The sequence below is a fragment of the Thermocrispum sp. genome (assembly GCF_002919275.1).
GTDB lineage: Bacteria > Actinomycetota > Actinomycetes > Mycobacteriales > Pseudonocardiaceae > Thermocrispum > Thermocrispum agreste.
The window spans coordinates 18,902-41,310 of record NZ_PKFA01000064.1 but is presented as its reverse complement, the minus strand read 5'-3'; the positions used below and the strand labels follow the sequence as shown (position 1 = coordinate 41,310).

22 protein-coding genes and 1 tRNA gene are annotated in these 22,409 nt (G+C 70.0%); 13 read left to right on the top strand and 10 right to left on the bottom strand.

The window, feature by feature from the left end:
* Nucleotides 1–185: 185 nt before the first annotated feature.
* A tRNA-Leu gene (locus CXP56_RS16845) sits at nucleotides 186–271 on the bottom strand.
* Nucleotides 272–525: 254 nt separating this feature from the next.
* Here CXP56_RS16845 and CXP56_RS16840 point away from each other — a divergent pair.
* The 7 genes from CXP56_RS16840 (at nucleotide 526) to pknB (ending at nucleotide 10,214) form a co-directional block, all read left to right on the top strand.
* A complete protein-coding gene (locus CXP56_RS16840) occupies nucleotides 526–1,692 on the top strand; it encodes an FHA domain-containing protein (RefSeq protein WP_286901884.1) in 1,167 nt (388 codons plus the stop codon).
* A 219-nt stretch (nucleotides 1,693–1,911) separates the two neighbouring features.
* Nucleotides 1,912–2,376, top strand: coding sequence for an FHA domain-containing protein FhaB/FipA (locus CXP56_RS16835; RefSeq protein WP_028847394.1), 465 nt, complete (start codon nucleotides 1,912–1,914; stop codon nucleotides 2,374–2,376).
* Nucleotides 2,373–3,785, top strand: a complete 1,413-nt coding sequence (locus CXP56_RS16830) for a PP2C family protein-serine/threonine phosphatase (RefSeq protein ID WP_286901882.1) — start codon at nucleotides 2,373–2,375, stop codon at nucleotides 3,783–3,785. The genes CXP56_RS16835 and CXP56_RS16830 overlap by 4 nt, the downstream gene beginning before the upstream one ends.
* A complete protein-coding gene (locus CXP56_RS16825) occupies nucleotides 3,785–5,275 on the top strand; it encodes an FtsW/RodA/SpoVE family cell cycle protein (RefSeq protein WP_028847395.1) in 1,491 nt (496 codons plus the stop codon). Before CXP56_RS16830 ends, CXP56_RS16825 begins: the two co-directional genes overlap by 1 nt.
* A complete protein-coding gene (locus CXP56_RS16820; RefSeq protein ID WP_286901879.1) occupies nucleotides 5,272–6,771 on the top strand; it encodes a peptidoglycan D,D-transpeptidase FtsI family protein in 1,500 nt (499 codons plus the stop codon). The genes CXP56_RS16825 and CXP56_RS16820 overlap by 4 nt, the downstream gene beginning before the upstream one ends.
* Nucleotides 6,768–8,192: a protein kinase domain-containing protein gene (locus CXP56_RS16815; protein WP_084609141.1), complete on the top strand. Its 1,425-nt coding sequence runs from the start codon at nucleotides 6,768–6,770 to the stop codon at nucleotides 8,190–8,192. Before CXP56_RS16820 ends, CXP56_RS16815 begins: the two co-directional genes overlap by 4 nt.
* Nucleotides 8,193–8,219: 27 nt before the next feature.
* On the top strand, nucleotides 8,220–10,214 hold the full coding sequence (gene pknB / locus CXP56_RS16810; protein WP_286901877.1) for a Stk1 family PASTA domain-containing Ser/Thr kinase: 1,995 nt from the start codon (nucleotides 8,220–8,222) through the stop codon (nucleotides 10,212–10,214).
* Nucleotides 10,215–10,459: 245 nt separating this feature from the next.
* Here the strand turns inward: pknB and CXP56_RS16805 are convergent, their stop codons facing one another.
* Nucleotides 10,460–11,101 carry an aminodeoxychorismate/anthranilate synthase component II gene (locus tag CXP56_RS16805; RefSeq protein ID WP_028847397.1) on the bottom strand — a complete coding sequence of 214 codons (642 nt, stop codon included), beginning with the start codon at nucleotides 11,099–11,101 and terminating at the stop codon, nucleotides 10,460–10,462.
* Nucleotides 11,102–11,217: 116 nt separating this feature from the next.
* Here CXP56_RS16805 and CXP56_RS16800 point away from each other — a divergent pair, with 116 nt between their 5' ends.
* A complete protein-coding gene (locus CXP56_RS16800; protein ID WP_038044899.1) occupies nucleotides 11,218–12,426 on the top strand; it encodes a saccharopine dehydrogenase family protein in 1,209 nt (402 codons plus the stop codon).
* On the opposite strand, the gene CXP56_RS16795 is transcribed toward CXP56_RS16800, so the two are convergent.
* Nucleotides 12,374–12,601, bottom strand: a complete 228-nt coding sequence (locus tag CXP56_RS16795) for a hypothetical protein (protein WP_038044900.1) — start codon at nucleotides 12,599–12,601, stop codon at nucleotides 12,374–12,376. The two genes, CXP56_RS16800 and CXP56_RS16795, sit on opposite strands and share 53 nt — an antisense overlap.
* Nucleotides 12,602–12,703: 102 nt before the next feature.
* A complete protein-coding gene (locus CXP56_RS16790) occupies nucleotides 12,704–13,537 on the bottom strand; it encodes a class E sortase (RefSeq protein ID WP_038044901.1) in 834 nt (277 codons plus the stop codon).
* A 134-nt stretch (nucleotides 13,538–13,671) separates the two neighbouring features.
* On the opposite strand from CXP56_RS16790, the gene crgA reads away from it, so the two are divergent.
* Together crgA and CXP56_RS16780 are read left to right on the top strand one after the other, a co-directional pair.
* On the top strand, nucleotides 13,672–13,938 hold the full coding sequence (gene crgA / locus CXP56_RS16785) for a cell division protein CrgA (protein WP_028847479.1): 267 nt from the start codon (nucleotides 13,672–13,674) through the stop codon (nucleotides 13,936–13,938).
* A 102-nt stretch (nucleotides 13,939–14,040) separates the two neighbouring features.
* Nucleotides 14,041–14,466 carry a PH domain-containing protein gene (locus tag CXP56_RS16780; RefSeq protein WP_286901873.1) on the top strand — a complete coding sequence of 142 codons (426 nt, stop codon included), beginning with the start codon at nucleotides 14,041–14,043 and terminating at the stop codon, nucleotides 14,464–14,466.
* A gap of 10 nt (nucleotides 14,467–14,476) precedes the next feature.
* On the opposite strand, the gene CXP56_RS16775 is transcribed toward CXP56_RS16780, so the two are convergent.
* Together CXP56_RS16775 and CXP56_RS16770 are read right to left on the bottom strand one after the other, a co-directional pair.
* Nucleotides 14,477–15,391, bottom strand: a complete 915-nt coding sequence (locus CXP56_RS16775) for a rhomboid family intramembrane serine protease (protein WP_286901872.1) — start codon at nucleotides 15,389–15,391, stop codon at nucleotides 14,477–14,479.
* A gap of 23 nt (nucleotides 15,392–15,414) precedes the next feature.
* Nucleotides 15,415–15,957, bottom strand: coding sequence for a peptidylprolyl isomerase (locus tag CXP56_RS16770; RefSeq protein WP_286901870.1), 543 nt, complete (start codon nucleotides 15,955–15,957; stop codon nucleotides 15,415–15,417).
* 104 nt (nucleotides 15,958–16,061) lie between these two features.
* Between CXP56_RS16770 and CXP56_RS16765 the strand changes: the two genes are divergently transcribed.
* Nucleotides 16,062–16,853 (top strand): hypothetical protein, encoded by a 792-nt coding sequence (locus tag CXP56_RS16765; RefSeq protein WP_156899168.1) that lies wholly within the window; start codon nucleotides 16,062–16,064, stop codon nucleotides 16,851–16,853.
* A 143-nt stretch (nucleotides 16,854–16,996) separates the two neighbouring features.
* On the opposite strand, the gene CXP56_RS16760 is transcribed toward CXP56_RS16765, so the two are convergent.
* The 3 genes from CXP56_RS16760 to CXP56_RS16750 form a co-directional block, all read right to left on the bottom strand.
* Nucleotides 16,997–17,428, bottom strand: coding sequence for a DUF6918 family protein (locus CXP56_RS16760; protein WP_028847402.1), 432 nt, complete (start codon nucleotides 17,426–17,428; stop codon nucleotides 16,997–16,999).
* Between the two features lie 117 nt (nucleotides 17,429–17,545).
* Nucleotides 17,546–18,775 (bottom strand): hypothetical protein, encoded by a 1,230-nt coding sequence (locus CXP56_RS16755; protein ID WP_286901868.1) that lies wholly within the window; start codon nucleotides 18,773–18,775, stop codon nucleotides 17,546–17,548.
* A 122-nt stretch (nucleotides 18,776–18,897) separates the two neighbouring features.
* Nucleotides 18,898–19,692 carry a hypothetical protein gene (locus tag CXP56_RS16750; protein WP_286901867.1) on the bottom strand — a complete coding sequence of 265 codons (795 nt, stop codon included), beginning with the start codon at nucleotides 19,690–19,692 and terminating at the stop codon, nucleotides 18,898–18,900.
* 202 nt (nucleotides 19,693–19,894) lie between these two features.
* On the opposite strand from CXP56_RS16750, the gene CXP56_RS16745 reads away from it, so the two are divergent.
* Both CXP56_RS16745 and CXP56_RS16740 read left to right on the top strand, forming a co-directional pair.
* Nucleotides 19,895–20,803 carry an NAD-dependent epimerase/dehydratase family protein gene (locus CXP56_RS16745; protein WP_028847405.1) on the top strand — a complete coding sequence of 303 codons (909 nt, stop codon included), beginning with the start codon at nucleotides 19,895–19,897 and terminating at the stop codon, nucleotides 20,801–20,803.
* A 43-nt stretch (nucleotides 20,804–20,846) separates the two neighbouring features.
* Nucleotides 20,847–21,479 (top strand): TetR/AcrR family transcriptional regulator, encoded by a 633-nt coding sequence (locus CXP56_RS16740; RefSeq protein ID WP_286901865.1) that lies wholly within the window; start codon nucleotides 20,847–20,849, stop codon nucleotides 21,477–21,479.
* Nucleotides 21,480–21,590: 111 nt separating this feature from the next.
* Here the strand turns inward: CXP56_RS16740 and CXP56_RS16735 are convergent, their stop codons facing one another.
* Complete coding sequence (locus tag CXP56_RS16735) at nucleotides 21,591–22,367, bottom strand: crotonase/enoyl-CoA hydratase family protein (RefSeq protein WP_028847407.1); 777 nt, start codon at nucleotides 22,365–22,367, stop codon at nucleotides 21,591–21,593.
* Nucleotides 22,368–22,409 lie beyond the last annotated feature (42 nt).

The following is a 22,409-nucleotide window of genomic DNA, read 5'->3' as shown; positions in this document are numbered from 1 at the left end:
GCACCCGCAGCGGACGTGCCACGGACCACGGTCTCAGTCGCGGTGACAATCATCACGGCGCGACCCGGTCCATCGGGCACGACATCGTGGACAGCTGAGGTGAGCCGCCCTGGTCCCGCACGACCCCGGCCCTTCGGGCACGAAAAAACCCGGTACAGCACCTGTACCGGGTTCCTCGGCCTCTGTGGTGGGCGAGGAGGGAGTTGAACCCTCACGTCCTTTCGGACACACGGACCTGAACCGTGCGCGTCTGCCATTCCGCCACTCGCCCGAGCAACGAATGCCTGCATAGCTTAACCGGTGCCGTTTCGGCCCCGCACAGCGGGGCGGTCATAGTGGTGTGAGGACCGTCCCTCGCCTGGTCCAGGCCGATGCCCGGGCAAGGTCCAGGCACCGTCGGCGGGGGCGAGGACCCCGGCCGTACGGGTCACTGGAGGCGTGAAGTTTTCCCACGTCGGCTGCCGGTGACCGGGACGACGGATACCATCAGGTGGTTGAGGAGAAGGTGTGAAGGAGGGCTAGTCGGTGGGCCGCGTCGAGCGCTTTGACCGGCGACTTGAGCGCCTCGTCGGAAACACCTTCGCCCGGCTGTTCGGCGGAAGAGTCGTCACCCAGGAGGTTGCCCACGCGCTGGAGCGAGAGGCCGAGGACAACATCCGCGAGCTCGCGGGCGGTCGACAACTCGCGCCGAATCATTACATTGTGTCCTTGGGCCCCTCCGATCACGACCAGATGGCAGGTGATGAGCAGCGTGTCACGACCGCGCTGGCCAATGCCGTCGCGGAGCATCTCGCGGAGCACGGTTGGGACACTTATGGTGAGGTCGTAGTCTCGCTTGAACGCGATGACGCGCTGCACACCGGTCAGTTCCGGACACGTTCCTCCGTGAACCCCGACGTGCAGAGGAAGAACGAGGGACAGTCAGCACAGTCAGCTAGACCCGGCAACGCAGGAGACCGAGTAATGAGTCAGCCCCCCGGCTACGGCCAATACGACCCGGCCGACCCGTACGGCCAGCATGGCCAGTACGGCTACGGACAGAGCCAGCCCGGGTACGACCAGGGCGGCTACGGCCAGCCCGGCTACGACCAAGGCGGGTACGACCAGGGCGGCTACTCCCAGCCCGGGTACGACCAAGGTGGTTACCAGCAGGGCGGCTACGGCCAGCCCGGGTACGACCAGGGTGGGTACGGCCAGCCCGGCTACGACCAAGGCGGCTACGGCCAGCCCGGCTACGACCAGGGCGGCTACGGCCAGCCCGGCTACGACCAAGGCGGGTACGACCAGGGCGGCTACGGCCAGCCCGGGTACGACCAGGGTGGGTACGGCCAGCCCGGCTACGACCAAGGCGGGTACGACCAGGGCGGATACCAGCCGCCGGCCACCCAGACCAGCCGTCAGTTGACCGCCACCCTGCACCTGGAGGACGGTTCCAACCGCACCTACAACCTCAAGCAGGGCGGCAACGTCATCGGGCGCGGCCAGGACGCCGACTTCCGCCTGCCCGACACCGGTGTGTCCCGTCGTCACCTGGAAATCACCTGGGACGGCCAGAGCGCCACGCTCGCCGACATCGGGTCGACCAACGGCACGACCGTGAACGGCACCCCGGTGCAGACGTGGCAGCTGGCGGACGGCGACGTCATCCGGGTCGGTCACTCGTCGTTGACCTTCCGCACGACGCCCAGCTGAGCCTGCCCCTGGCGGGAGGCACCGGTCGGCGGCGCTCCGCAGCGGCTGGTCCACCGTGTCGTGGTCGCCCCCTCGGTGACCGCGGCCCTTCCTCCGACATGCCTCGTGGCATGCCGGCACGGACCTGTTTTCTGCTGGTGGTGCACACCCGCCGACCAGGCATGGGCATACTCGTGAATACACCCCTACCGGCTCGGAAGTGGAAGCGGACCAACTGCGATGCCAGAGCTCGTCGTGCAGCTGACCAGAGCGGGCTTCCTCGCCTTGCTCTGGTTGTTCGTCTTCGCGGCGTTGCGGGTGGTCCGGTCCGACCTCTACGCCGCGTCCGGACTGCGGGTCGAGTTGCCGGGACGGCGGGACAAGCAGGCCAAGCGGCCGATCGGCGGCCGCAAGACCGCCCGCCAGCTGGTCGTCACGCACGGCGCACTGGCAGGCACCCGCATCGCGCTGGACGGCCGTCCCATCCTCATCGGCAGGGCGGACGACTCCACACTGGTGCTCGACGACGACTACGCATCCACCCGACACGCCCGGTTGTCGCTGCGCGGAACCGACTGGTACGTGGAAGATTTGGGTTCGACCAACGGCACCTACCTCGACCGGGCTAAGGTCACAGCACCACTCCGAGTGCCACTTGGGGTACCCATCCGGATCGGCAAGACGGTGATCGAGCTTCGCCCATGACCCTTGTGCTTCGTTACGCGGCCCGCAGTGACCGGGGCCTGGTGCGGTCCAACAACCAGGACTCGGTGTACGCCGGACCACGCCTGCTCGCCGTCGCGGACGGCATGGGCGGGCACGCGGCAGGCGAGGTGGCCAGCAAGGTGGTCATCGCCGCCCTGGCGCCGTTGGACGACGACGAACCGGGCGACGACCTGCTCGGCCAGCTGCGGGAGTCCGTCGCAGGCGGCAACAGCGCCATCGCCGAGCTGGTGGCCGCCGACTCCGAGCTGGAGGGCATGGGCACCACGCTCACCGCGATCCTGTTCTCCGGCAACCGGCTGGGCCTGCTGCACATCGGCGACTCACGGGCCTACCTGTGGCGGGACGGCAAGCTGACCCAGATGACGCACGACGACTCGTTCGTGCAGAAGCTGCAGGACGAAGGCCGCATCACCGAAGAGGAAGCCGAGTCCCACCCGCAGAAGTCGCTGCTGCTCAAGGCGCTCACCGGACACGAGGTGGAGCCGAGCCTGACGATCCGGGAGGCGCGCGCGGGCGATCGCTACCTGCTCTGCTCGGACGGCCTGTCCGGGATGGTCTCGAAGGAGACGCTGGAAGAGGCGATCCAGATCCCGGACCCGCAGGAGTGCGCCGATCGCATGATCGAGCTCGCGCTCAAGGGCGGCGGCACGGACAACGTGACGGTCATCGTCGCCGACGTGGTCGACGTCGACTACGGCGACGACGCGCCCATCGTGGGCGGCGCCGCCGGTGACGGCACGGACGAGGCTCCCCGCCTCGACTCGCCTGCGGCGCGGGCACACGCGCTCACCTCGCCCCCGCCACCTCCGCCGCAGCCGCTGCAGCTGGAGGAACCCCCGGACCCACGCGCCAAGCGCCGCAAGCGCTGGAAGCTCCTGTTCGGCCTGGCCACCGCGATCGTCGTGCTGGCGGCGGCCGCGATCACCACGCGGTACTTCGTCATCCAGCAGTACTACGTGGGGATCCACGACGGCGAGGTGTCGATTTTTCGCGGCATCCAGGGCGACATCCTCGGCGTCGAGCTGAGCAGCCTGGAGCAGCGCTCGTGCGGCCCGGCGGACGGCCCGGCCTGCGAGCCGCTGATGGCCGCCGACCTCGAGGAGAACGTGCAGGACCTGCTGCGCAGCGGAGTGAAACGGCAAAGCCTGGACGAGGCCCGCACCTACATCCACACGCTGCGCACCAAGTTCGTCAAGGACTGCGTACCCCCCGAGGACGGCACCGGCGATCCGAGCGGCAGTGGCATCAAGCCCCCCGACAGCGCCACCAATGCCCCCGGTGACAGCGGCCAGAAGGGCAGCGACGGCGGCCGCAACCACGCCAACGGCCAAACGCAAGCGCCTGCGGCACCCACGCAACGTTGTCCCGATGACGGCGGCGGTGGCTGATGAGCCGGCCGGTCGGGTTGGCGGGTGGAAGGAGCGACGGGTCAGCCACCAGCCCAGGTATCGGCCCGCTCGGTAAGCCCGCAACACGTCGCGGCACCGAGGCCTGGCTGCTCGGGTTCGCCGCGGTCATCATGACGTCCGCCCTGGTGCTGGTGGAAGCCAACCAGGAGCAGGAGCTCACCTGGGCCATCGTCTGGTACGGCCTGGCCTACTTCGGCGTCTTCCTCATCGCGCACGTCGCGGTGCGACGCTGGGCGCCGTACGCCGATCCGCTGATCCTGCCGTCCGTGGCGGTGCTCAACGGGCTCGGCCTGGTGATGATCTACCGCATCGACCTGGCGCTGGCGGCGAAAGCCGAACAGATCGGCACCACACACACCGGCGACGCCCCGAAGCAGGTGATCTGGACGGCGATCGCGCTCGCCCTGTTCCTCGCCGTGCTCATCCTGATCAAGGACCACCGCACCCTGACCAGGTACGGCTACACGTGCGGCCTGGTCGGCCTCGTCGCGCTGGCGCTTCCCGCGCTGCTGCCGCGGTCGCTGTCCGAGATCAACGGCGCCAAGGTGTGGATCAAGCTCGGCTTCTTCAGCATCCAGCCCGGCGAGTTCGCCAAGATCCTGCTGATGATCTTCTTCGCGGCGTTCCTGGTCTCCAAGCGGGACCTGTTCATGTCCGCCGGGAAGCGGGTGCTCGGCATGGAGCTGCCCAGGGCGCGGGACATGGGGCCGATCGTCATCGCCGCCGGGGTGTGCCTGGGCATCTTCGTGCTGCAGAAGGACCTCGGGCCCGCGCTGCTGTTCTTCGGCGTGGTGCTGGTGCTGCTGTACGTGGCCACCGAGCGGTTCATCTGGGTACTGCTCGGCCTGACCCTGTTCAGCGTCGGGTGCGTGATCGCGTATTCGCTCTTCACCCACGTGCAGCAGCGGGTGGCGAACTGGATCGACCCGCTGGCCACCTACGACCAGCCGGGCGGCGGCTACCAGATCGCCCAGGGCCTGTTCGGGCTGGGCACCGGTGGGGTGTTCGGCACCGGGCTGGGTTCCGGCAGGCCGGAGACGGTGCCCGCGGCCAACACCGACTTCATCACCGCCGCGATCGGCGAGGAGCTCGGCTTCGTCGGGCTGGCCGCGGTGCTGATGATCTACCTGCTGCTGGCCATGCGCGGGCTGCGCGGCGCGCTCGCGGTGCGCGACACGTTCGGCAAGCTGCTCGGCGGCGGGCTGGCGTTCGCCATCGCGCTGCAGGTGTTCATCATCGTCGGCGGCGTCACCAAGCTCATCCCGATGACCGGTATCACCACGCCGTTCTTGTCCTACGGCGGGTCGTCCCTGCTGGCGAACTACATACTGGTGGCGTTGCTGCTCCGCATCTCCGACGCGGCGCGCAGGCCACGCAAGCCGCAGAAGCCGCGCCCGCAGCAGCCGGCGATCGCCGAGCAGCACACCGTCATGGTGCAGGCACCGGACGGGCCGGGTGGTAAGTCATGAACACGCCGCTGCGTCGCGTCGGGTTGGCCATGCTGGCGATGGTCGCGCTGCTGCTGGCCAACGCGACCTACATCCAGGTGGTCGATGCCGACGACTACCGCGACGACCCGCGCAACCAGCGCGTGCTGCTGGAGGAGTACTCGCGGCAGCGTGGGCAGATCATCGCGCGGGACGGCAAGATCCTGGCGCACAGCAGGGCCACCGGCGGCCGGTACGAGTACCAGCGCCGCTACCCGAACGGCCCGATGTTCGCGCCGGTGACCGGGTACTACTCGCTGCGCTACGGCTCCGGCGGCATGGAGCACGCGGAGAACGAGATCCTGGCGGGCAACGACCCCCGGCTGCTGGTGCGGCGGCTGTCGGACATGTTCACCGGCCGTGACCCACGGGGCGGCCACGTCCGACTGACCATCGACCCGCGGGCGCAGGAGGCCGCCTACCGGGCCATGGTGGAGCGCGGCCACCGCGGCGCGGTGGTGGCGCTGCGGCCGGACACCGGCGAGATCCTGGCCATGGTCTCGGTGCCGAGCTACGACCCGAACCAGCTCGCCTCGCACGACGGCCGCAAGCAGGAACGCGCGTGGATCAGGTGGAACTGCGATCCGGACAGCGACTCCGGCTGCCGGGAGCACGGCAACCCGATGCGCAACCGGGCGATCCAGGAGTTCTACCCGCCCGGGTCGACGTTCAAGCTGGTGGTCGCCGCCGCGGCCCTGGAGAACGGCGCGACCAAGGACACCAAGGTGGAGTCGGCGGCCAGCGTGGTGCTGCCCGGCACCAGGACGTCGCTGTCGAACTTCGCGGGCACGCCGTGCCCGGGCTCGACGCTGGAAGCGGCGCTTGCCCACTCGTGCAACACCGCCTTCTCCAAACTGGCCGCCGAACTGGGCGCGGACAAGCTGCGGGAGACCGCGGAGAACTTCGGCATCGGCATCGACGACCTGGAGATCCCGATGAGCGTGGTGCCGTCGCACCTCGGGGAGCTGGCCTCGGATGCCGAGCTGTACCAGGCGGCCATCGGGCAGCGTGACGTTCGCCTGACGCCCTTGCAGGACGCGTTGCTGTCGGCGACCATCGCCAACCGTGGCATGGCGATGCGGCCGCAGTTGGTGCGGGAACTGCTGGCGCCGGCCCTGTCCAGCCTGGACGAGTTCGAACCGGAGGAGCTGACCGGCGAGCCCGCGCTGAGCGCGGAGAATGCCGAGGTACTGCGCGACATGATGATCAAGTCCGAGCAGAACACGCGGGGCGCTGGCGCCTACTCCCACCTGAAGATCGCGTCCAAGACCGGGACCGCCGAGCACGGCGCGCGGCCGAAGGAGACGCCGCCGCACGCCTGGTACACCGCGTTCGCCCCGTACGACGACCCGAAAGTGGCCGTCGCGGTGATCGTGGAAAGCGGCGGCAAGCACGGTGACCTGGCCGCCACCGGTGGCGCGCTGGCCTCGGAGATCGGCCGCATCACCATGGCCGCGGTATTGGAGGGTGACCAGTGACGCTCTCCGCCGGCCAGCTGCTCGCCGACCGCTACCGCCTGGACACCCGCATCGCGGTGGGCGGCATGGGCGAGGTGTGGCAGGCCTCGGACACCCGGCTGGATCGCACCGTGGCGGTCAAGATCCTCAAGGCCGAGCTGTCCGGGGACGCGGAGTTCCTGCACCGGTTCCGTACCGAGGCCCGCACCACGGCGTCGCTGAACCATCCGGGGATCGCCGCGGTGCACGACTACGGCGAGGCGTCATCCGGCGTGCCCGGCACCGAGCCGGGCAACGACCTGGCGTACCTGGTGATGGAGATGGTCAGCGGCGAGCCGCTGGCAGGCATCCTGGCCAGGGAGGGCCGGATCGCGCCGGAGCGGCTGCTGCCCATCCTGGAGCAGGCGGCGCGCGCGTTGAACGCCGCGCACGAACGCGGCTTGGTGCACCGGGACGTCAAGCCGGGCAACATCCTGGTGGTCCGCGAGGCGGACGGTTCCGAGACGGTCAAGATCACCGACTTCGGCATCGCGAAGGCGGCCGACGCGGCGCCGGTGACCCGTAACGGCATGGTGATGGGCACGGCGCACTACATCGCGCCCGAGCAGGCCATGGGCCACGAGGCGACGCCGGCCAGCGACGTCTACTCGCTGGCCGTGTGCGGGTACGAGTGCCTGGCCGGGCGCCGTCCGTTCGTGTCGGACAGCGCGGTGACCGTGGCCATGATGCACATCCGGGACACCCCTCCGGCGTTGCCGCCCGACGTGCCGCCCTCGGTCCGCGCGCTGATCGAATCGACGTTGGTGAAGGACCCCGCACAGCGGTATGCCAACGGAGGCGAGTTCGCGAACGCGGTGGCGATGGTGCGGGCCGGGCACATGCCCCCTGCTCCGGTCGGCGTCACCCGCACCCCGCCGAGCGGCCTGCCGGTCGCGGGTGGCCCGCTGGGACCACCGTCCCATCCTGCAATGATGCCGGTGTCCGCCCCCGGACCGCCCACACCGACCCCCGGCGCCCCGGCGTATCAGCCGCAAGGTGTCAAACGCGCGGTGTGGCCTTGGGTGGTCTTGGCCGTCGTCGGCGTCACACTGGTCGTCGTGGCGGCGGTGCTGCTCCCGCAGCTGCTGTCGGAGGACTCCGACGGCGATCCCCGCCCTGGCGACGGCGCCACGCCGTCCAGCCAGCAGGTGCCGCACGACCAGGGGCCGGGGATGGCGCCCGAGCCGAACCCGCAGCAGCCCCCGGCCCGGCAGGCCCCGGCCACGTCGCCCGCGCCGGACGCCGGCAAGCCCGATCAGGACGAGAATGAGCAGCCCCAGGAGCAACCGAGCCAGCCCCCTGCCGAGCAGGAGAACCCGGCGGCGCCGTACGACGCGCCGGATGCCGGCTTCGGAGCCAACCTGGGCGGTGACCACGTGCGTCAACCCGTTGAGGGGTGGTAGGCGCCTGATGAAGAGGACGACACTGCAATGAGTGCCCCTAACCTGCTCTCCAACCGCTACGAGCTGGGCGAGACGCTCGGCTACGGCGGCATGTCCGAGGTGCACCGCGGGCACGACGTGCGGCTGGGCCGCGAGGTGGCGATCAAGATCCTGCGCGCCGACTTGGCCCGTGACGCCGTCTTCCAGGAGCGTTTCCGGCGCGAGGCGCAGAACTCGGCAGCGCTGAACCACCCGGCGATCGTCGCGGTGTACGACACCGGCGAGACGCAGACCGAGTACGGGCCGCTGCCCTACATCGTGATGGAGTACGTCGAGGGCCGGACCCTGCGCGACATCATCAAGACCGAGGGCCCGATGGACCAGCGGCGGGCCATGGAGATCATGGCCGACGTCTGCGCGGCGCTGGACTTCTCGCACCGGCACGGCATCATCCACCGCGACGTCAAGCCGGCCAACGTGATGATCTCCCGGACCGGGGCGGTCAAGGTGATGGACTTCGGCATCGCCAGGGCCATTCACGACGGCCAGGCGGCGATGACCCAGACCGCGGCGGTGATCGGAACCGCCCAGTACCTGTCGCCGGAGCAAGCGCGCGGCGAGTCCGTGGACGCTCGGTCGGACGTCTACGCGGCGGGCTGCGTGCTGTTCGAGCTGGTCACCGGCCAGCCACCGTTCACGGGTGACTCCCCGGTCTCGGTGGCCTATCAGCACGTGCGGGAGGATCCGGTCCCGCCGTCGACGCTGAACCCGGCGGTCAGCCCCGAGCTGGACGCGGTGGTGCTCAAGGCACTGACCAAGGGCCCGGCCAACCGTTACCAGTCGGCCGCCGAAATGCGCTCGGACCTGATCCGGGTGCTGTCCAACCAGCGCCCGGCCGCGCCGATGGTGATGTCGGACGAAGAGCGCACCCAGGTGCTCAGCGCCGCCCGGCCGACGGACGAGTACGACGAGGAAGACGAGGAAGACCGCAAGCGCGGTCGCCGCAAGCTGGTGGTGGCGCTGGCCGCGCTCGGCGTCATCGGCGTGTTCCTCGCGCTGTGGCTGGGTGGCTTGTTCGATTCCGGCGAGGAACGCATCGCGGTGCCGAACATCATCGGTCAGCAGAAGCCGTCGGCCGAGATGACGCTGCGCGAGGCCGGGTTCACCAACATCAAGTGGCAGCCGGTGAAGTGCATCGCCACCGAGTGGGGCGCCAAGCCGGCCTGCGACAAGGAGCAGGACAAGCTCAAGGTCCTGTCCACCGATCCCCGGCACGGGGTGCAGATCGCCAAGAACGACCCGATCTCGGTGCGCTACGGCGTGCTTCCGGACGAAGTCACCATGCCGACGGTGACCGATCGCACCAAGGACGAGGCGATCAAGCGGCTGCAGGAGAAGAATCTGCTGGTCAACCCGGAGATGGAGGAAGTGCCCAACGACGATCCGGACAAGGCGGGCCGGATCGCCGAGCAGGACCCGCCCGCGGGCACGAAGGTCCTCGAGGGCTCCGAGGTGACGCTGAAGATCTACGCCCAGCCGGAGATGGTCACCGTCACCGACTACACCGGCAAGATGTTCGAGGAGGCCAAGGCCGGGTTGGAGGCCCTCGGCCTGAAGGTCGAGCGCCGGGACGTCGACTCGGACGAGCCGGAAGGCACCGTGGTCGGCCAGTCGCCGAGCAGCGGCGAGGTGGTCAAGGGCTCGGTGGTCACGCTCGAGGTGTCCAACGGCGCGAACGCCGAGATCGAGATGCCGTACCTGGTCGACCTGACGGTGAACGAGGCCAAGGCGAAACTCGCCGAAGCCGGGCACAAGGGCAGTGTCGAGGTGGTCGAGGAAGCCACCGACGACCCGAACAAGGACGGCCGAGTCGCCTCCACCGAGCCCGGCGAACGTTCGAAACTCAAGGCGTCGGACAAGGTCGTGCTGCACGTCTACCGGTATCAGGATCCGGGCAACGGCGGCGGAGACGACGACGGTGGCGGTGGTGACGACTCCGACTGTGGCGGACCGTTGCAGCCAGCCTGCCCGCCAGGGCAGTAGCCAGGGCGCCGAGCAGCGAGCGGCGTCGACGGGCGGCAGCGATCGCGCCGTAGGCCGTGGTCGCTGCCGCTCGTTCGTTGCCACGGGCTCGGCGGCACCGAGGCAAGCACGACTTCGGCATGAGAAGTCGATTTGTCGACAAACATCGCTCGGACACGGCCGCCCTGTCCGGGTGGGACTGATCCTGACGGGCTGGGCCGACGACGGGCGGCGGGATCGGCCGCCTGGTGATTCGCGGCCCGAACTCAGTGCAACGCGGCTTCCTGCAGGGCCCGGGTGGCGTTGACCAGCTCGTTCACCTTCTCGTCCGGCACCGGGTGACCGGCGATGGCCAGCCAGTTCGCCAGCATGCGGTGCCCGTACTCGGTCAGCACCGACTCCGGGTGGAACTGCACGCCCTCCACCGGCAGCTCACGGTGCCGCATCGCCATGATCACCCCGGACTCGGTGCGCGCGGTCACCTCGAATTCCTCCGGCACCGTGTCCGGCAGCACCGCCAGCGAGTGGTACCTGGTCGCGGTGAACGGGCTGGGTAGGCCGGCGAACACGCCCTTGCCTTCGTGGTGCACCTCGGACGTCTTGCCGTGCAGCAGTTCCGGGGCGCGGTCGACGGTGCCGCCCCAGGCAACGGCCATCGCCTGGTGGCCGAGGCACACGCCGAGCACCGGTTGCGCCGCCTGAGCGCAGCGACGGATGACCTCGATGCTGCTGCCCGCGCGCTCCGGCGTGCCAGGCCCCGGGGAGATCAGGACGCCGTCGTATCGATCGAGCGCGGCCAGATCGACCGCGTCGTTGCGCTGCACCGTGCAGTCGGCACCGAGTTGCGCCAGGTACTGCACCAGGTTGTAGACGAAGCTGTCGTAGTTGTCGACGACCAGGACGCGCATGCATCAAGGCTATCCGGCGCCGCCCAGCGATCCTTGTGCGCGGCCGGGAATCCGGCAGGCGGCACCCGGCTCGCGCCGCATACCGACGGTAGGCGAATGCGTCTACAGTGGGGCGCATGGCCGATCGACGGTTCGACATCGTGCTGTTCGGAGCGACCGGGTTCACCGGGCAGCTGACCGCGGAGTACCTGGCTCGCAACGCCCCTGGGCAGGCGCGCTGGGCGCTGGCCGGACGGAACCGCGCCAAGCTCGAGGCGGTCCGTGACCGCCTGGCCTCGATCAACCCGGCCTGCGCACGGCTCGAACTGCTCACCGCCGACGTCACCGCACCGCACACCCTGACCGGGATCGCCGAATCCGCTCGGGTCGTGATCACCACCGTCGGCCCCTACCTGACCTACGGCGAGCCGCTGGTGGCGGCGTGCGCCGCCGCAGGCACCGACTACGTCGACCTGACCGGTGAGCCGGAGTTCGTCGACACGATGTACCTGCGCTACCACGAGCAGGCCAAGAAGTCCGGCGCACGCCTGGTGCACGCGTGCGGGTTCGACTCGATCCCGTACGACCTCGGGGTGTACTTCACCGTCCGGCAGCTGCCCGACGACCAGCCGATCCACGTCGACGGCTTCATCCGTGCGGGAGGCGCGCCGTCCGGCGGGACGGTGGCGTCCGCGCTGGGCGCGATGGGCAGGCTCCGGCAGGCCCAGGCGGTGGCCAGGGCTCGCCGCCGTGCCGAGGAGAAGCCGCGTGACCGGACCGTGCGTGTGGTGGCGGGCAAGCCGCACCGCAACAGCGTGGCGCAGGCGTGGGTGTTGCCGATGCCCACCATCGATCCGCAGATCGTCGCCAGGTCGGCCGCGGTGCTCGAACAGTACGGGCCGCGCTTCACCTACAGCCACTACGCGGCCTTCCGTCGTCTGCCGGTCGCGGTCGGCACCGCCGCAGGCACGGCGCTGGTGGCCGCGGTGGCGCAGATTCCGCAGGCCAGGAAGCTGCTGGGCAAGCTGCGCGAGCCCGGCGACGGCCCCGATCCGGACACTCGCGCCAGGGGCTGGTTCACCGCACGGTTCCACGGGGTGGCGAACGGCCGCAGCGTGATCACCGAGGTGTCGGGCGACCGCGATCCCGGCTACGAGGAGACCGCCAAGATGCTCAGCGAGTCCGCGCTGTGCCTGGCCTTCGACGACCTCCCGCCGACGGCCGGCCAGGTCACCACCGCCGTCGCCATGGGCGATGCACTCATCGAGCGGCTGCGCAAGGCCGGGATCAGCTTCACGGTGCTGGAGAAGCCGCCTGCGCATCCGCCCAGCCGGCCGCGCCGCTGACCGCCGTCGCGGTTGCGACGCTGCCCACCAGGACGTCGTTGAACGGCAGCATCGGCTCCAGCCAAGGGAAGACGATCAGCATCAGCACGGCCACGGCGGCAGCGGCGAGCACGACCGCCAGGATCAGCCGCACGGCGAACGGTCCGGGCAGGTGCCGCCAGATCCACGCGTACATTCAGCCCCTCCGATCGGCTCGAGCGGGTGACGGCGGACCGGATGGCGGCGTCCACCGCCGCCCGGTCGCGGCGGTCGGCTGCCGCCTGGTCCAGGCGCCCATTCAGCGTCCTCCGATCTGCCGCAGCACCCTCGGATAGCCGGCCGGGCCGTGCTGGTCGTCCCGGTCGGCCACATCCTTCGAGAACTGATTGGTCAGCACGGCGTGGATGACCAACCGCTGACTGTTGTCGTACTCCGGATGGCTCGTGGTCAGCGTCAGCAACGCCTTCCGCTGCGCGATCGGCAGCGTGGAGTCCGCCCGATACGGAACCGCCGCCACGGCGTCCGAGCGGTCCGGCGCCACCACCTTCCGGCCGAGGACTTGCCGGTACTCGCGGTCGTCGGCCAGCGACGGTACCTGAGCGCAGTGCGGATCCGTCCGCCTGCGCTGCTCCCAGCTCGCGTGCTCGCCCGCCATCGGCAGTACCCGGTAGACCAGGAAGTCCCGGCTGGTCTCCAGCACGATCGCATCGCACGAACGCAGCTCGTCCACCCACCGGAACGGCGCGCCCCGGCCTACCCGGTGCCCGGCGATCGCCACGTTGCCCGGCTCGCCAGGCAGGGCCGAATGCGGGTAGTGCCCGGGCCCGACGGCCAGCTCGTCCCTGCCCACGCCCTCCACCACAGCGAACCGGTAGTCCGTGCCGAAAGCGGGAACGTAGAGCCGGGCGAACGGCTTGCCGCGGATCAACGCGGGGCGCTGCCGCTGTGCCGCGGCGGCCGCGAATGCCCGGTCCAGCTCCGCTTCGGCGCTGCGCTGCCGCTCGGCCGTCTGGAAGCCGGTGACGTAGAGGGCGTAGACCACGAACAGCAGCACCACTACGCCCGCGGTGATCAGCAGCTCGCCGACGGTACGCAGGACGCGATACCACACCCCGAGCGACGGTCGGCCCACCTGGCACCCCCGGGATCCCGGTACATCAGCGGCGGTCGTTACGTTAACGTGGGAGCAGACGGCTCGTGACGGCTCCGGCCTGCACAGATGCCGAACTGCAACCGCGACAGCGCAGTGGTGAGAGGGTCCGAACCATGCCGAAATCCAAGGTCCGCAAGAAGACCGCGTACACGCCGCCGTCCAACCGGACCACACCGGTCAAGGTCAAGGCGCAGGGGCCGTCGCATCCGCTGTACAAGGCCGTCATGTTCGGGCTCATGCTGCTCGGACTGGCCTGGCTGGTGGTCAACTACCTGGCAGGCGACAAGATCGGCTTCATGGCCGAGCTGGGCAACTGGAACTTCGCCATCGGCTTCGCGCTGCTCATCGCCGGCCTGCTGATGACCATGCGGTGGCGGTGACCCCGCGAACACGCGGAATTACACCCCTGTAACCGATCCCCATTGGGGACAACTCCTGTGGATAACCTCTCGGACAGCGGCCGCCCTGTGGACAACCTGGGGATGACCTGGGGCCCTCGCCGCTCGGTGATCGTGACACTCGGCCTGGTGGGGATCGGGTGCGCGATCGGCGCGACGCTCTACGGACGCGACGGCGACCGGCTGGGCGCGCTGCTGCTGTGGCTGGGCGCCCTGGTGTTCGTCGCCGTCACCGCGTACGGCTCGCTGCTCAACCCTCGTCTGTTCGCCAACGAGGTCGGGGTGGAAGTGCGCACCATGAAAGGCGTGCGGTCGGCCGAATGGCGGCACGTCGAGGCCAGGGTGACCACGACAAGGCGCCTGGGCCGGGACACCCGCACGCTCGAGCTCGAGCTGGCCGACGCCGACGACGTGATGGCCGACCCCGAGTTGGTGGTGCTCGGGCAGTTCGAGCTCGGTGCCGAACCGGACGACGTCCTGGCAGACCTCAACCGGCTGCGCTCGTCGTGACGACCGGGCCTCAGAGCAACGGCGCGAGCTGCGCGGCCAGCTGCGCGTCCCGCACCAGGAACAAAGCGACCAGCGCCACCGTCACCGCCACGACGGTGCCGACCTGAACCGGAGTGCGGACCCTCGCCGGGGCGTAGACCAACGCAATGGTCACCAGCGCGCCGACCGCGAACCCGCCCAGGTGGCCGAGCCAGGAGATGCCCTGCACCCGGAAGCTGATCACCAGGTTGATCCCGATGATCACCACGATGAAGGTCAGATCCAGCCGCAACCGGATCGCCGCGACCAGGATCGCGCCGAGCAGCCCGTAGATGGCCCCGGAAGCGCCCGCGGTCCACTGCCGGATGTCCTCGAACAGGTACACCGCGACGCTCCCGCCCAGCAGCGACACCACGTACAGCGCGACGAACCTGGCCTTGCCGAGCAGCTGCTCGAGGTCCCTGCCCAGAAACCACAGCGCCACCATGTTCATCAGCAGGTGGAACGGGCCGATGTGCAGGAACGCCGAGGTGATCATCCGCCACCACTCCCCGGCGGCGATCAGCGGCGGCCACAGCGCACCCTCGAGGAACAGGCCGGACGACTGGTTGTTCATCACGTCGCTGGCCTCGGCCGCGGTGGCGACGTAGACCAGCCCGTTGAGGGCGATCAGCAGCGGCGTGATCACCACGCGGTCGGTCACCCGCGCGCCGGCCACCGTACGCGGGCCGAATCCCCGGCTGCGGGTCAGCGCCGCGCGGGCCTTCTCCTCCCGGCGGGCCGCCGCCACGCAGTCGATGCACTGATAACCGACGGCCGCCTCGCGCAGGCAGTCCGGGCAGGCGGATCGCTCACACCGCACGCAGCGCAGCCCGGTGGGCCGGTCCGGGTGCCACCAGCAGGTCGCAGGCGCGGCCTGGGGACTTCCGGGTTGCGGTTCGGTCACCACTCACCCCACATGGCGGGCCGTCAACCCACCGTCACTCGCTCGATCACCACGTCTTCGATGGGCCGGTCGGCGGGCGGCCGGGTGGGCACCGCGCCGATCTTGTCCACCACTTCGCGCGACTCCGCGTCGGACACCTCACCGAAGATCGTGTGGAGGTCGTTCAGGTGCGGCTGGGGGCCGAGCGTGATGAAGAACTGCGAGCCGTTGGAGTTCGGGCCCGCGTTGGCCATACCGATCAGGTACGGCCGGTCGTAGCTGTTCTTCTCGTGGATCTCGTCCGGGAACTGATACCCGGGGCCACCCCGACCGGTGCCGGTCGGGTCCCCGCCCTGGATCATGAAACCGTCGATGACCCGGTGGAAGATACAGCCGTCGTAGAACGGCCCGGACACCGATCCCTTGGCGTTCGGCCGGGTGTACTCCTTGGTGCCCTGCGCCAGGCCGACGAAGTTCGCCACCGTCTGCGGGGCCAGCTCCGGCCACAGGGTCAGCCGGATGTCCCCGAAGTTGGTGTGCAAGGTCGCACGGGTTGGGGTACTTCTACTGTCAGTCACCCGATACATCGTGCCATCACGAGCGAAGAACAGCGGCAAGGGGCAGGATGGGTGACAGACCTGTTGACAAGATCCCTTGCACCGTCGAACTATCCGAATACGAGGTGAAGGCCATGACGACGGCCGCAGAGAAACTGGCCGACACGCTCAGCAGCGGCGCCGAGGAGGTGGCCAAACAGTCCCGCCGCGCCCGCAAGAAGGCGGAGAAGACGGCCAAACGGGCGCGCAAGGACATCGCCCGCGGCGCCAAGGCGAGCCGCAAAGCGGCCAAGCAGGAGGTGGCTCGTCGTCGGGAGGAGTTCCGCAACACGGTCATGCAGACCAGGGAGCAGCTGAGCAAGCTGGAGGCCGACCGGAAGGCCCGCAAGGCGGCCAAGAAGGAGGCACGGGACACCATCCGTCAGGCCGCCGAGGAGTTCCGGTCGGCCGCGCAGGCGTCGAAGAAGGCCAAGAGCGCGGCGAAGGCCGCGGGCAAGCAGACCAAGGCCGCGGAGCGCGCGGCGGCGCCGGTGCAGAAAAAGAAGAAGCGGCGCTTGCCGAAGCTGATCGGCCTCGGGCTGATCGTCGGCGCCGTGGCGTACGCGATGCGGTCCAAGCAGGAGCAGCAGTCGGCGGCCACACCGCCACCTCCGCCCGCGCCGAAGCCGACCACGGCGAACCCGTCGGGTGAGCCGAGTTCCGGTGCCTCCGGCAAGTCCGGCACGAGCGGCACGGCGTCCAGCGGGACGGCGGACACCGGCAAGGCCGCATCCGCCGCCGAGGACGCCCCGCCGACCGCGGAGTCGCAAGCGGATGCCGGCGGCTCCGGCAAGAACGCCGACTCGTCGGGCGGCACGCAGTCGGCGAAGTCCAAGTCCAGCTCGGGCAAGCACTCCGCGAAGGACGACACGTCCGGCACCGCCTGACCGGCGCTGGGCAGGGCTGGTCGCCGGAGGAGTGGAGCCGCCGGACGAACCGGCGCAGGGCGATCACCCGGAGCGAGGCCAGGTACAGGAAAACGGCCCGTCGAGCGCGTGCTCGGCGGGCCGTTTCCGTGCTGAGGCTCGGGTCAGCTGGTGTACTTCTCGATCACCGTACCCAGCGCGGGAAGGGCCTCCTCCACGTTCTTCTTCCCCTGCGGGCGCAGCTTGTTGTACACCTTCTTGATCGTCTCGCGCTGCGACTTCTCCGCGCGCGCGTCGGTCACCGACAGCATCGCGTCGGACACCTCGTCGGCGCGGCCGGCCAAGTACTCGCCGAACGACCCGCCACCCGACTGGGCGTACTCGGCGTAGAACGGCTCCAGCCGCTCGACGAAGTCGTCCAGCAGCGAGTCGATCGCTGCCTCGATGATGCCCGGCTTGATCTTCTTGACCAGCCCGTAGCTGCTCTTGATGGCAATGCCCTTCTTGTCAACTTCGGTGTCGACCAGCTGGTTCAGGTCGGACACCACGGAAGGACGAGTGGACGAGTCCAGCAGGGCAGACTTCAAAGTCGTCACGGGTACTGCCTTTCACCTAAGTACTGGGGGTGATCAAGATGCGCCACACGGTAATGCACGCCCGAGCAGCGCCGATGCTCGGGGTTTCCATGTCGCCGTTGACTGCGTGCGCTACCGTCAAATGATCCGCTGACCGGTAGCGACGCTAACGAGTCCGGCCGTGTCGGGCCGGTGCGCGCCGACGCCGGTCGTCGGCAGTTCGTCGATCGCTTCCTCGGCACCGTACAGCTCGTCCAGCGGCAGGTAACCGCTCATCGAACCGACCTGGGACGGCTCCACCGGGTCCGTCGACGTGCCGCGGAACGCTTCCGCATCCGACCGGGTGCGGCCGAGCTTGTCCGTCTGCAGTTCACGGTCCAGCGGGATCTGGACGTGCTTGTTGGACGTGGCCTCGGTCAGTTCCGGAACGTGGAACTGCGTCGTCGGCAGGTCACGCTCCGCCCGGGCGGGCATGCCCTGCTCCAGCGCGGCCAGCGCGTCGGTCAGGCCCGGGTACTCCATGGTCGGCAGCTCGGCGCCGGGCAGGTCGGGCAGTTCGGCTTCGGGAAACTCGGGAAGTTCGGCCTCGGGAAGCTCCGGCAGGTCGGCGCCGAGCAGCTCTGGAACGTCGGTTTCCGGCAGGTCGGGCAGGTCGGCGCCGGGCAACTCCGGAACGTCGGCCTCCGGCAGGTCGGCCGCGGGCAGAACGGCAGGCCCGGCCAGGTCGAGCTGCCCCACGGCGGGCAGCAGGACGGTGTCTTCCACGAGGTCGGCCGCCGGGATGTCCGACCGCACCGACGGCGGCGCGACGACGCCGTCGACGGGCAACGCCGGCACCCCGGTTGCGGGCAGCAAGTAGTCGGATGGGTTCAGCGCGAACGGGTCGAAGTCCTCCGGCTCCGCCACCTCGTCGGCCGCCAGCAGGTCGTCGAGCGGCCCGACGAACGGGATGACGTGGTCCGCCGGACGCTTCGCCGCCCGCTCGCCGCTGCCGGGAACGGCCTGCTGCACCGCCGCACCGAGCCGCGCAGGCACCTGCTCCAGCTCGGGATGCGCGCGACCCTGCGCCGGAACGCCCAGCGGTTCGGTTCCCCGGACCGCTTCCCCGAGCCCCTCGGGCCGCCCGCCGTCGGAGAGCTCGCGCGGAAGTGTTGCTGCCACGTTCGTGTCCTCGCTGTCGATCAACGCGGGTTGCTCAAGATCAAGTGTGGTGGGATCGACGGCCGCGGGCACCGTGGTGTCGACGGGCGGTAGCACGCCGTCGGTCGGCACGATGCCGTGATCGGCCGCGGCGAAACCGGCCCCCATCATCCACAGGCCACCGGTGACGACCGCGGCCTGGATGCCGCGACGGGTCCTCTGCTGCATGGTTCTCCTTCGCTTGTTCCGGTCGAATTGCTGGAAAAGGGCACAAGCAAGGCCCGCGTACCCGCCCGGGCGCCGGCATGCGCCGACATGCCCGAGCGAGGGACCGCGGGCCTTGGCTGGTGCTAGTCGGGGGAAGTGCCGGGCTGATCGCCCGTGCTGACAGTGCGGCCGTGTGGCGTGTTCGTCACCACCAGGACGTGGTCACCGTGGTACGTCGTGGCCGCGGGAATCGTGCCGACGAAAGCGGGCATCGACAGGTGTCCGGCCGAGCCGCCGCACGTGGCGGCCGCCGGGCACGACGTGACCGGCGAAGACGGCACAGCCGGAACGGACTCCGGGTGGTGCACTGCCTGCTCACCCGTCCGGTCTTCCGGGACATCGGTGCCGGGTGCGGATTGCAGCTTCGTGCCGGACGTTGCCGTGTCGTCCGCCTGCCGCGTCGGGTCAGCGACCTCGGCACGGTCGCTGTCGGCACGGTGAGTGCCTGCCCGGTCCGCCCCCAGCTCGCTCACGTCGCGGCTGTGATCGGCGGACCACTGGACGGTATCCGGCAGCGGAAACCGGTCGGGTACCAGTGACTCGATCGCCATCGCCTCGGCCGGTTGGACGGCCGGAACCCCCACCTGATGCGGGGCGGCCACCTCGGTGACGACCTGGTCGGCGCCGGACAGCCGCGGGGCTACCCGGTCCGCCGCTTCGGTGAGCCGGTCACCGCCGTGTTCGACCACGTGCACCGCGTCGGTCACGGGCATCGACGGCTCGACGACCCGGTCGTCCTCGGCCGATGCGGTTCCGGAGGCGAGCGCCCAGGCGACCGCGGTTCCGGCGATCGTGCCACCGAGCACGGCACATGCACGGACGAGCACGCGGGTCAACCCGCCGCTGCTCTCCGCAGAACGCCGTGCCTGGCCACTCACAGCGCCGGATACTGCCCTCGGGGGCCGGACGTTGAAAACGTGCGGAGCGGCGAGTTGACCGGGAAGTGTGATCACGAGATCCGCTCGTCGATGCAGAGCGACCGTTGATCGAAAGCGACCCGGGTCACTTGCCCTGGCACGGGTCCGGCGCCGAGAGTCGGGGCCGAGTCACGTCAAGCGAACACGACGAGGTGGTCATCGCATGAAGGTCTTCCTCACCGGCGGCACCGGGGCGATCGGCAGGCACCTGGTGCCGAAACTCGTCGAGGCCGGACACGAGGTCAGCGCCCTTGCCCGCAGCCCGGAGAAGGCCGACGGCCTGCAGCGGCAGGGCGCCACGCCGGTGCAGGTGTCGTTGTTCGACGCCGAAGCCCTGGCGGCGGCGTTCGCGGGCCACGACGCGGTGATCAACCTCGCCACCGCGATCCCCTCGACGGCGCGCTATGCGTTCCGGCGCGCCTGGCGGGCCAACGACCGCATCCGCACCGAAGGGTCGACGGCCGTGGCCGAGGCCGCGCGGTCCGCCGGTGTCGGAAGGCTGATTCAGGAATCCGTGGTGTTCCTGTACCCGGATCGCGGTGACGAATGGATCGACGAGACCGTCGAGCCGGACGTCTTCCCCATCCTGGAAGCGAACCTGGTGGCCGAGCGCAACACGCGCGAGTTCGGTGAGCAGCACGGGGCCGGTGTCGTCCTGCGCTTCGGGCTGTTCTACGGGCCGGGCTCCAGCCACAGCGACGAAATGCTCAGCTTCGCCCGCAAGCGGTTCGGCGTGCAGCTGGGCAGGCCGGGGGCCTACCAGCCGGCGATTCACCTGGAGGATGCCGCGTCCGCGGTCGTGGCGGCGCTGGACGTTCCGTCGGGCACCTACAACGTGTGCGACGACGAGCCGCTGACGGCTCGGGAGTTCACCGACGCCATCGCCGCCGCGGTGGGCCGTCGCCCGTGGCTGCGCGGCCCGGGACGGCTGACGTCGCTCGGTGGGCGCAACACGGCGGCCCTCACCCGCTCGCAGCGCGTCAGCAACCGGCGTTTCCGGCAGACCGCGTCGTGGTCGCCGCGCTACCCGGACGCCAGGGCGGGCTGGGCCGCGGTCGTCGCCGCCGGGTGAGCCCGGGTGATCACCCGGCCCGCTCCTGCCATACGGTGACGACATGTCGACGTCCATCCCCGGGCGCCTCCCGCACGGCAGGCACGGCTTGTCGCGCGAGGAAGTGGAGCGGTCACAGCGGGATCGCCTGCTGCTGGCCGCCGCGTCCGCCATGTCCGAGAAGGGCTACGCGCGCACGGTCGTCGAGGACATCGTCAAGCGGGCCGGGGTGTCCCGGGAGACGTTCTACCGGATGTTCCGCTCGAAGCAGGACTGCTTCATGGCGGCGTTCCGGCGCGCGGGCGAGCTGTTGATCAGCCACATCTCGGCACGTGCGGAAGCCGGCCGGGCAGCCGATGATCCGGTGGAGCGATTCTCGGCCCTCTTCGAGGCCTACCTGGATGCGCTGGCCACGCACGCGACGTTCGCGCGGCTGTTCTTGGTCGAAGTGCACGCCGCGGGGCGGGAAGCCATCGAGGCGCGGCTGGCGCAGCAGACCTGGTTCGTCGACGCGATCGCCGAGGTGTTCGGCGTACAGACCGCACAGGGGCGCCTCGCATGTCAGATGGTCGTGGCAGCAACCAGCGCCATGGTGACCGGGCCGCTGGTGTCGGGCGACATGGACGCGCTGCGCGCGCTCGGTCCGCAGATCAGCAGCCATGTGCGGGCCCTGCACGAAGCCGGCCTGCTCGCCTGAACGCCTGACCCCGCCGGGCCCAGCGGCCGTCCGACCTCCGGAGAGCGGTCCGGTACCGGTGGCGGAGGTGATCGCCCGCCGCGGGTGCCGGCGAAGCCGGCTCGTGAACGCTCAGCCGAAGCTCCCGTGGCGGCCCTCCCCGGCGGAGAACCTGGCCGCACCCGCGACGGCGTCGGAGCGCAGCGACTCCAGCCCGATGCTCGTCTCGAACCGCAGCGCCTGCTCCTCCGACATTCCGGCCTGCTGATAGGCGGACCAGCGGTCGTTGCGCATGCAGGTCTGCGGGAACGAGGTCAGCCGGCGAGCGAGCGCTTCCGCTTCCTCCCGCGCAGCGCCCGGGTCCACCACTTGGTTGACCAAGCCGAACGACAGCGCTTCCTGCGCGTCCACCGGACGGCCGGTGAGGATCATGTCCATGGCCCGGCTCATGCCGATCAGCCGGGGCAGGCGCACCGTGCCCCCGTCCACCAGTGGGACACCCCACCGGCGGCAGAAGACACCGAACGTGGCGTCGGATGCCGCCACCCGCAAGTCGCACCACAGCGCCAGCTCCAGGCCGCCCGCCACGGCATAACCTTCCACCGCGGCGATGACCGGCTTGCGCAGCATCATCCTGGTCGGACCCATCGGGCCGTCGCCGCTGTGCGACACCTCGTTGCCCCGGTCGGTGCCGATCGCCTTCAGATCGGCGCCCGCGCAGAACGTACCGCCTTCGCCCCACAGCACCGCGACGTCGGACTCCTCGTCGGCGTCGAACGCGCGGAAGGCACTCGCCAGTTCGCGGGCCATCGGTCCGTCCACCGCGTTGCGCCGTTCCGGGCGGCTGAGCACGACGGTTGTCACGCGGTCGCGCTTCTCGACGCGGATCGACTCGTACTGCTGTGTCATGCGTTCCTCTCTCACCGGTCGGGTGCCCTCGGCGACCTCCGG

Bases quoted from the DNA above. Each gene is read 5' to 3' on its own strand.
- CXP56_RS16745 (WP_028847405.1), top strand. From the start codon at position 19,895: ATGAAGGTCTTCCTCACCGGCGGCACCGGGGCGATCGGCAGGCACCTG.
- CXP56_RS16740 (WP_286901865.1), top strand. From the start codon at position 20,847: ATGTCGACGTCCATCCCCGGGCGCCTCCCGCACGGCAGGCACGGCTTG.
- pknB (WP_286901877.1), top strand. From the start codon at position 8,220: ATGAGTGCCCCTAACCTGCTCTCCAACCGCTACGAGCTGGGCGAGACG.
- CXP56_RS16830 (WP_286901882.1), top strand. From the start codon at position 2,373: ATGACCCTTGTGCTTCGTTACGCGGCCCGCAGTGACCGGGGCCTGGTG.
- CXP56_RS16820 (WP_286901879.1), top strand. From the start codon at position 5,272: ATGAACACGCCGCTGCGTCGCGTCGGGTTGGCCATGCTGGCGATGGTC.
- crgA (WP_028847479.1), top strand. From the start codon at position 13,672: ATGCCGAAATCCAAGGTCCGCAAGAAGACCGCGTACACGCCGCCGTCC.
- CXP56_RS16770 (WP_286901870.1), bottom strand. From the start codon at position 15,957: ATGTATCGGGTGACTGACAGTAGAAGTACCCCAACCCGTGCGACCTTG.
- CXP56_RS16735 (WP_028847407.1), bottom strand. From the start codon at position 22,367: ATGACACAGCAGTACGAGTCGATCCGCGTCGAGAAGCGCGACCGCGTG.
- CXP56_RS16765 (WP_156899168.1), top strand. From the start codon at position 16,062: ATGACGACGGCCGCAGAGAAACTGGCCGACACGCTCAGCAGCGGCGCC.
- CXP56_RS16800 (WP_038044899.1), top strand. From the start codon at position 11,218: ATGGCCGATCGACGGTTCGACATCGTGCTGTTCGGAGCGACCGGGTTC.
- CXP56_RS16755 (WP_286901868.1), bottom strand. From the start codon at position 18,775: ATGCAGCAGAGGACCCGTCGCGGCATCCAGGCCGCGGTCGTCACCGGT.
- CXP56_RS16805 (WP_028847397.1), bottom strand. From the start codon at position 11,101: ATGCGCGTCCTGGTCGTCGACAACTACGACAGCTTCGTCTACAACCTG.
- CXP56_RS16835 (WP_028847394.1), top strand. From the start codon at position 1,912: ATGCCAGAGCTCGTCGTGCAGCTGACCAGAGCGGGCTTCCTCGCCTTG.
- CXP56_RS16795 (WP_038044900.1), bottom strand. From the start codon at position 12,601: ATGTACGCGTGGATCTGGCGGCACCTGCCCGGACCGTTCGCCGTGCGG.
- CXP56_RS16825 (WP_028847395.1), top strand. From the start codon at position 3,785: ATGAGCCGGCCGGTCGGGTTGGCGGGTGGAAGGAGCGACGGGTCAGCC.
- CXP56_RS16780 (WP_286901873.1), top strand. From the start codon at position 14,041: ATGACCTGGGGCCCTCGCCGCTCGGTGATCGTGACACTCGGCCTGGTG.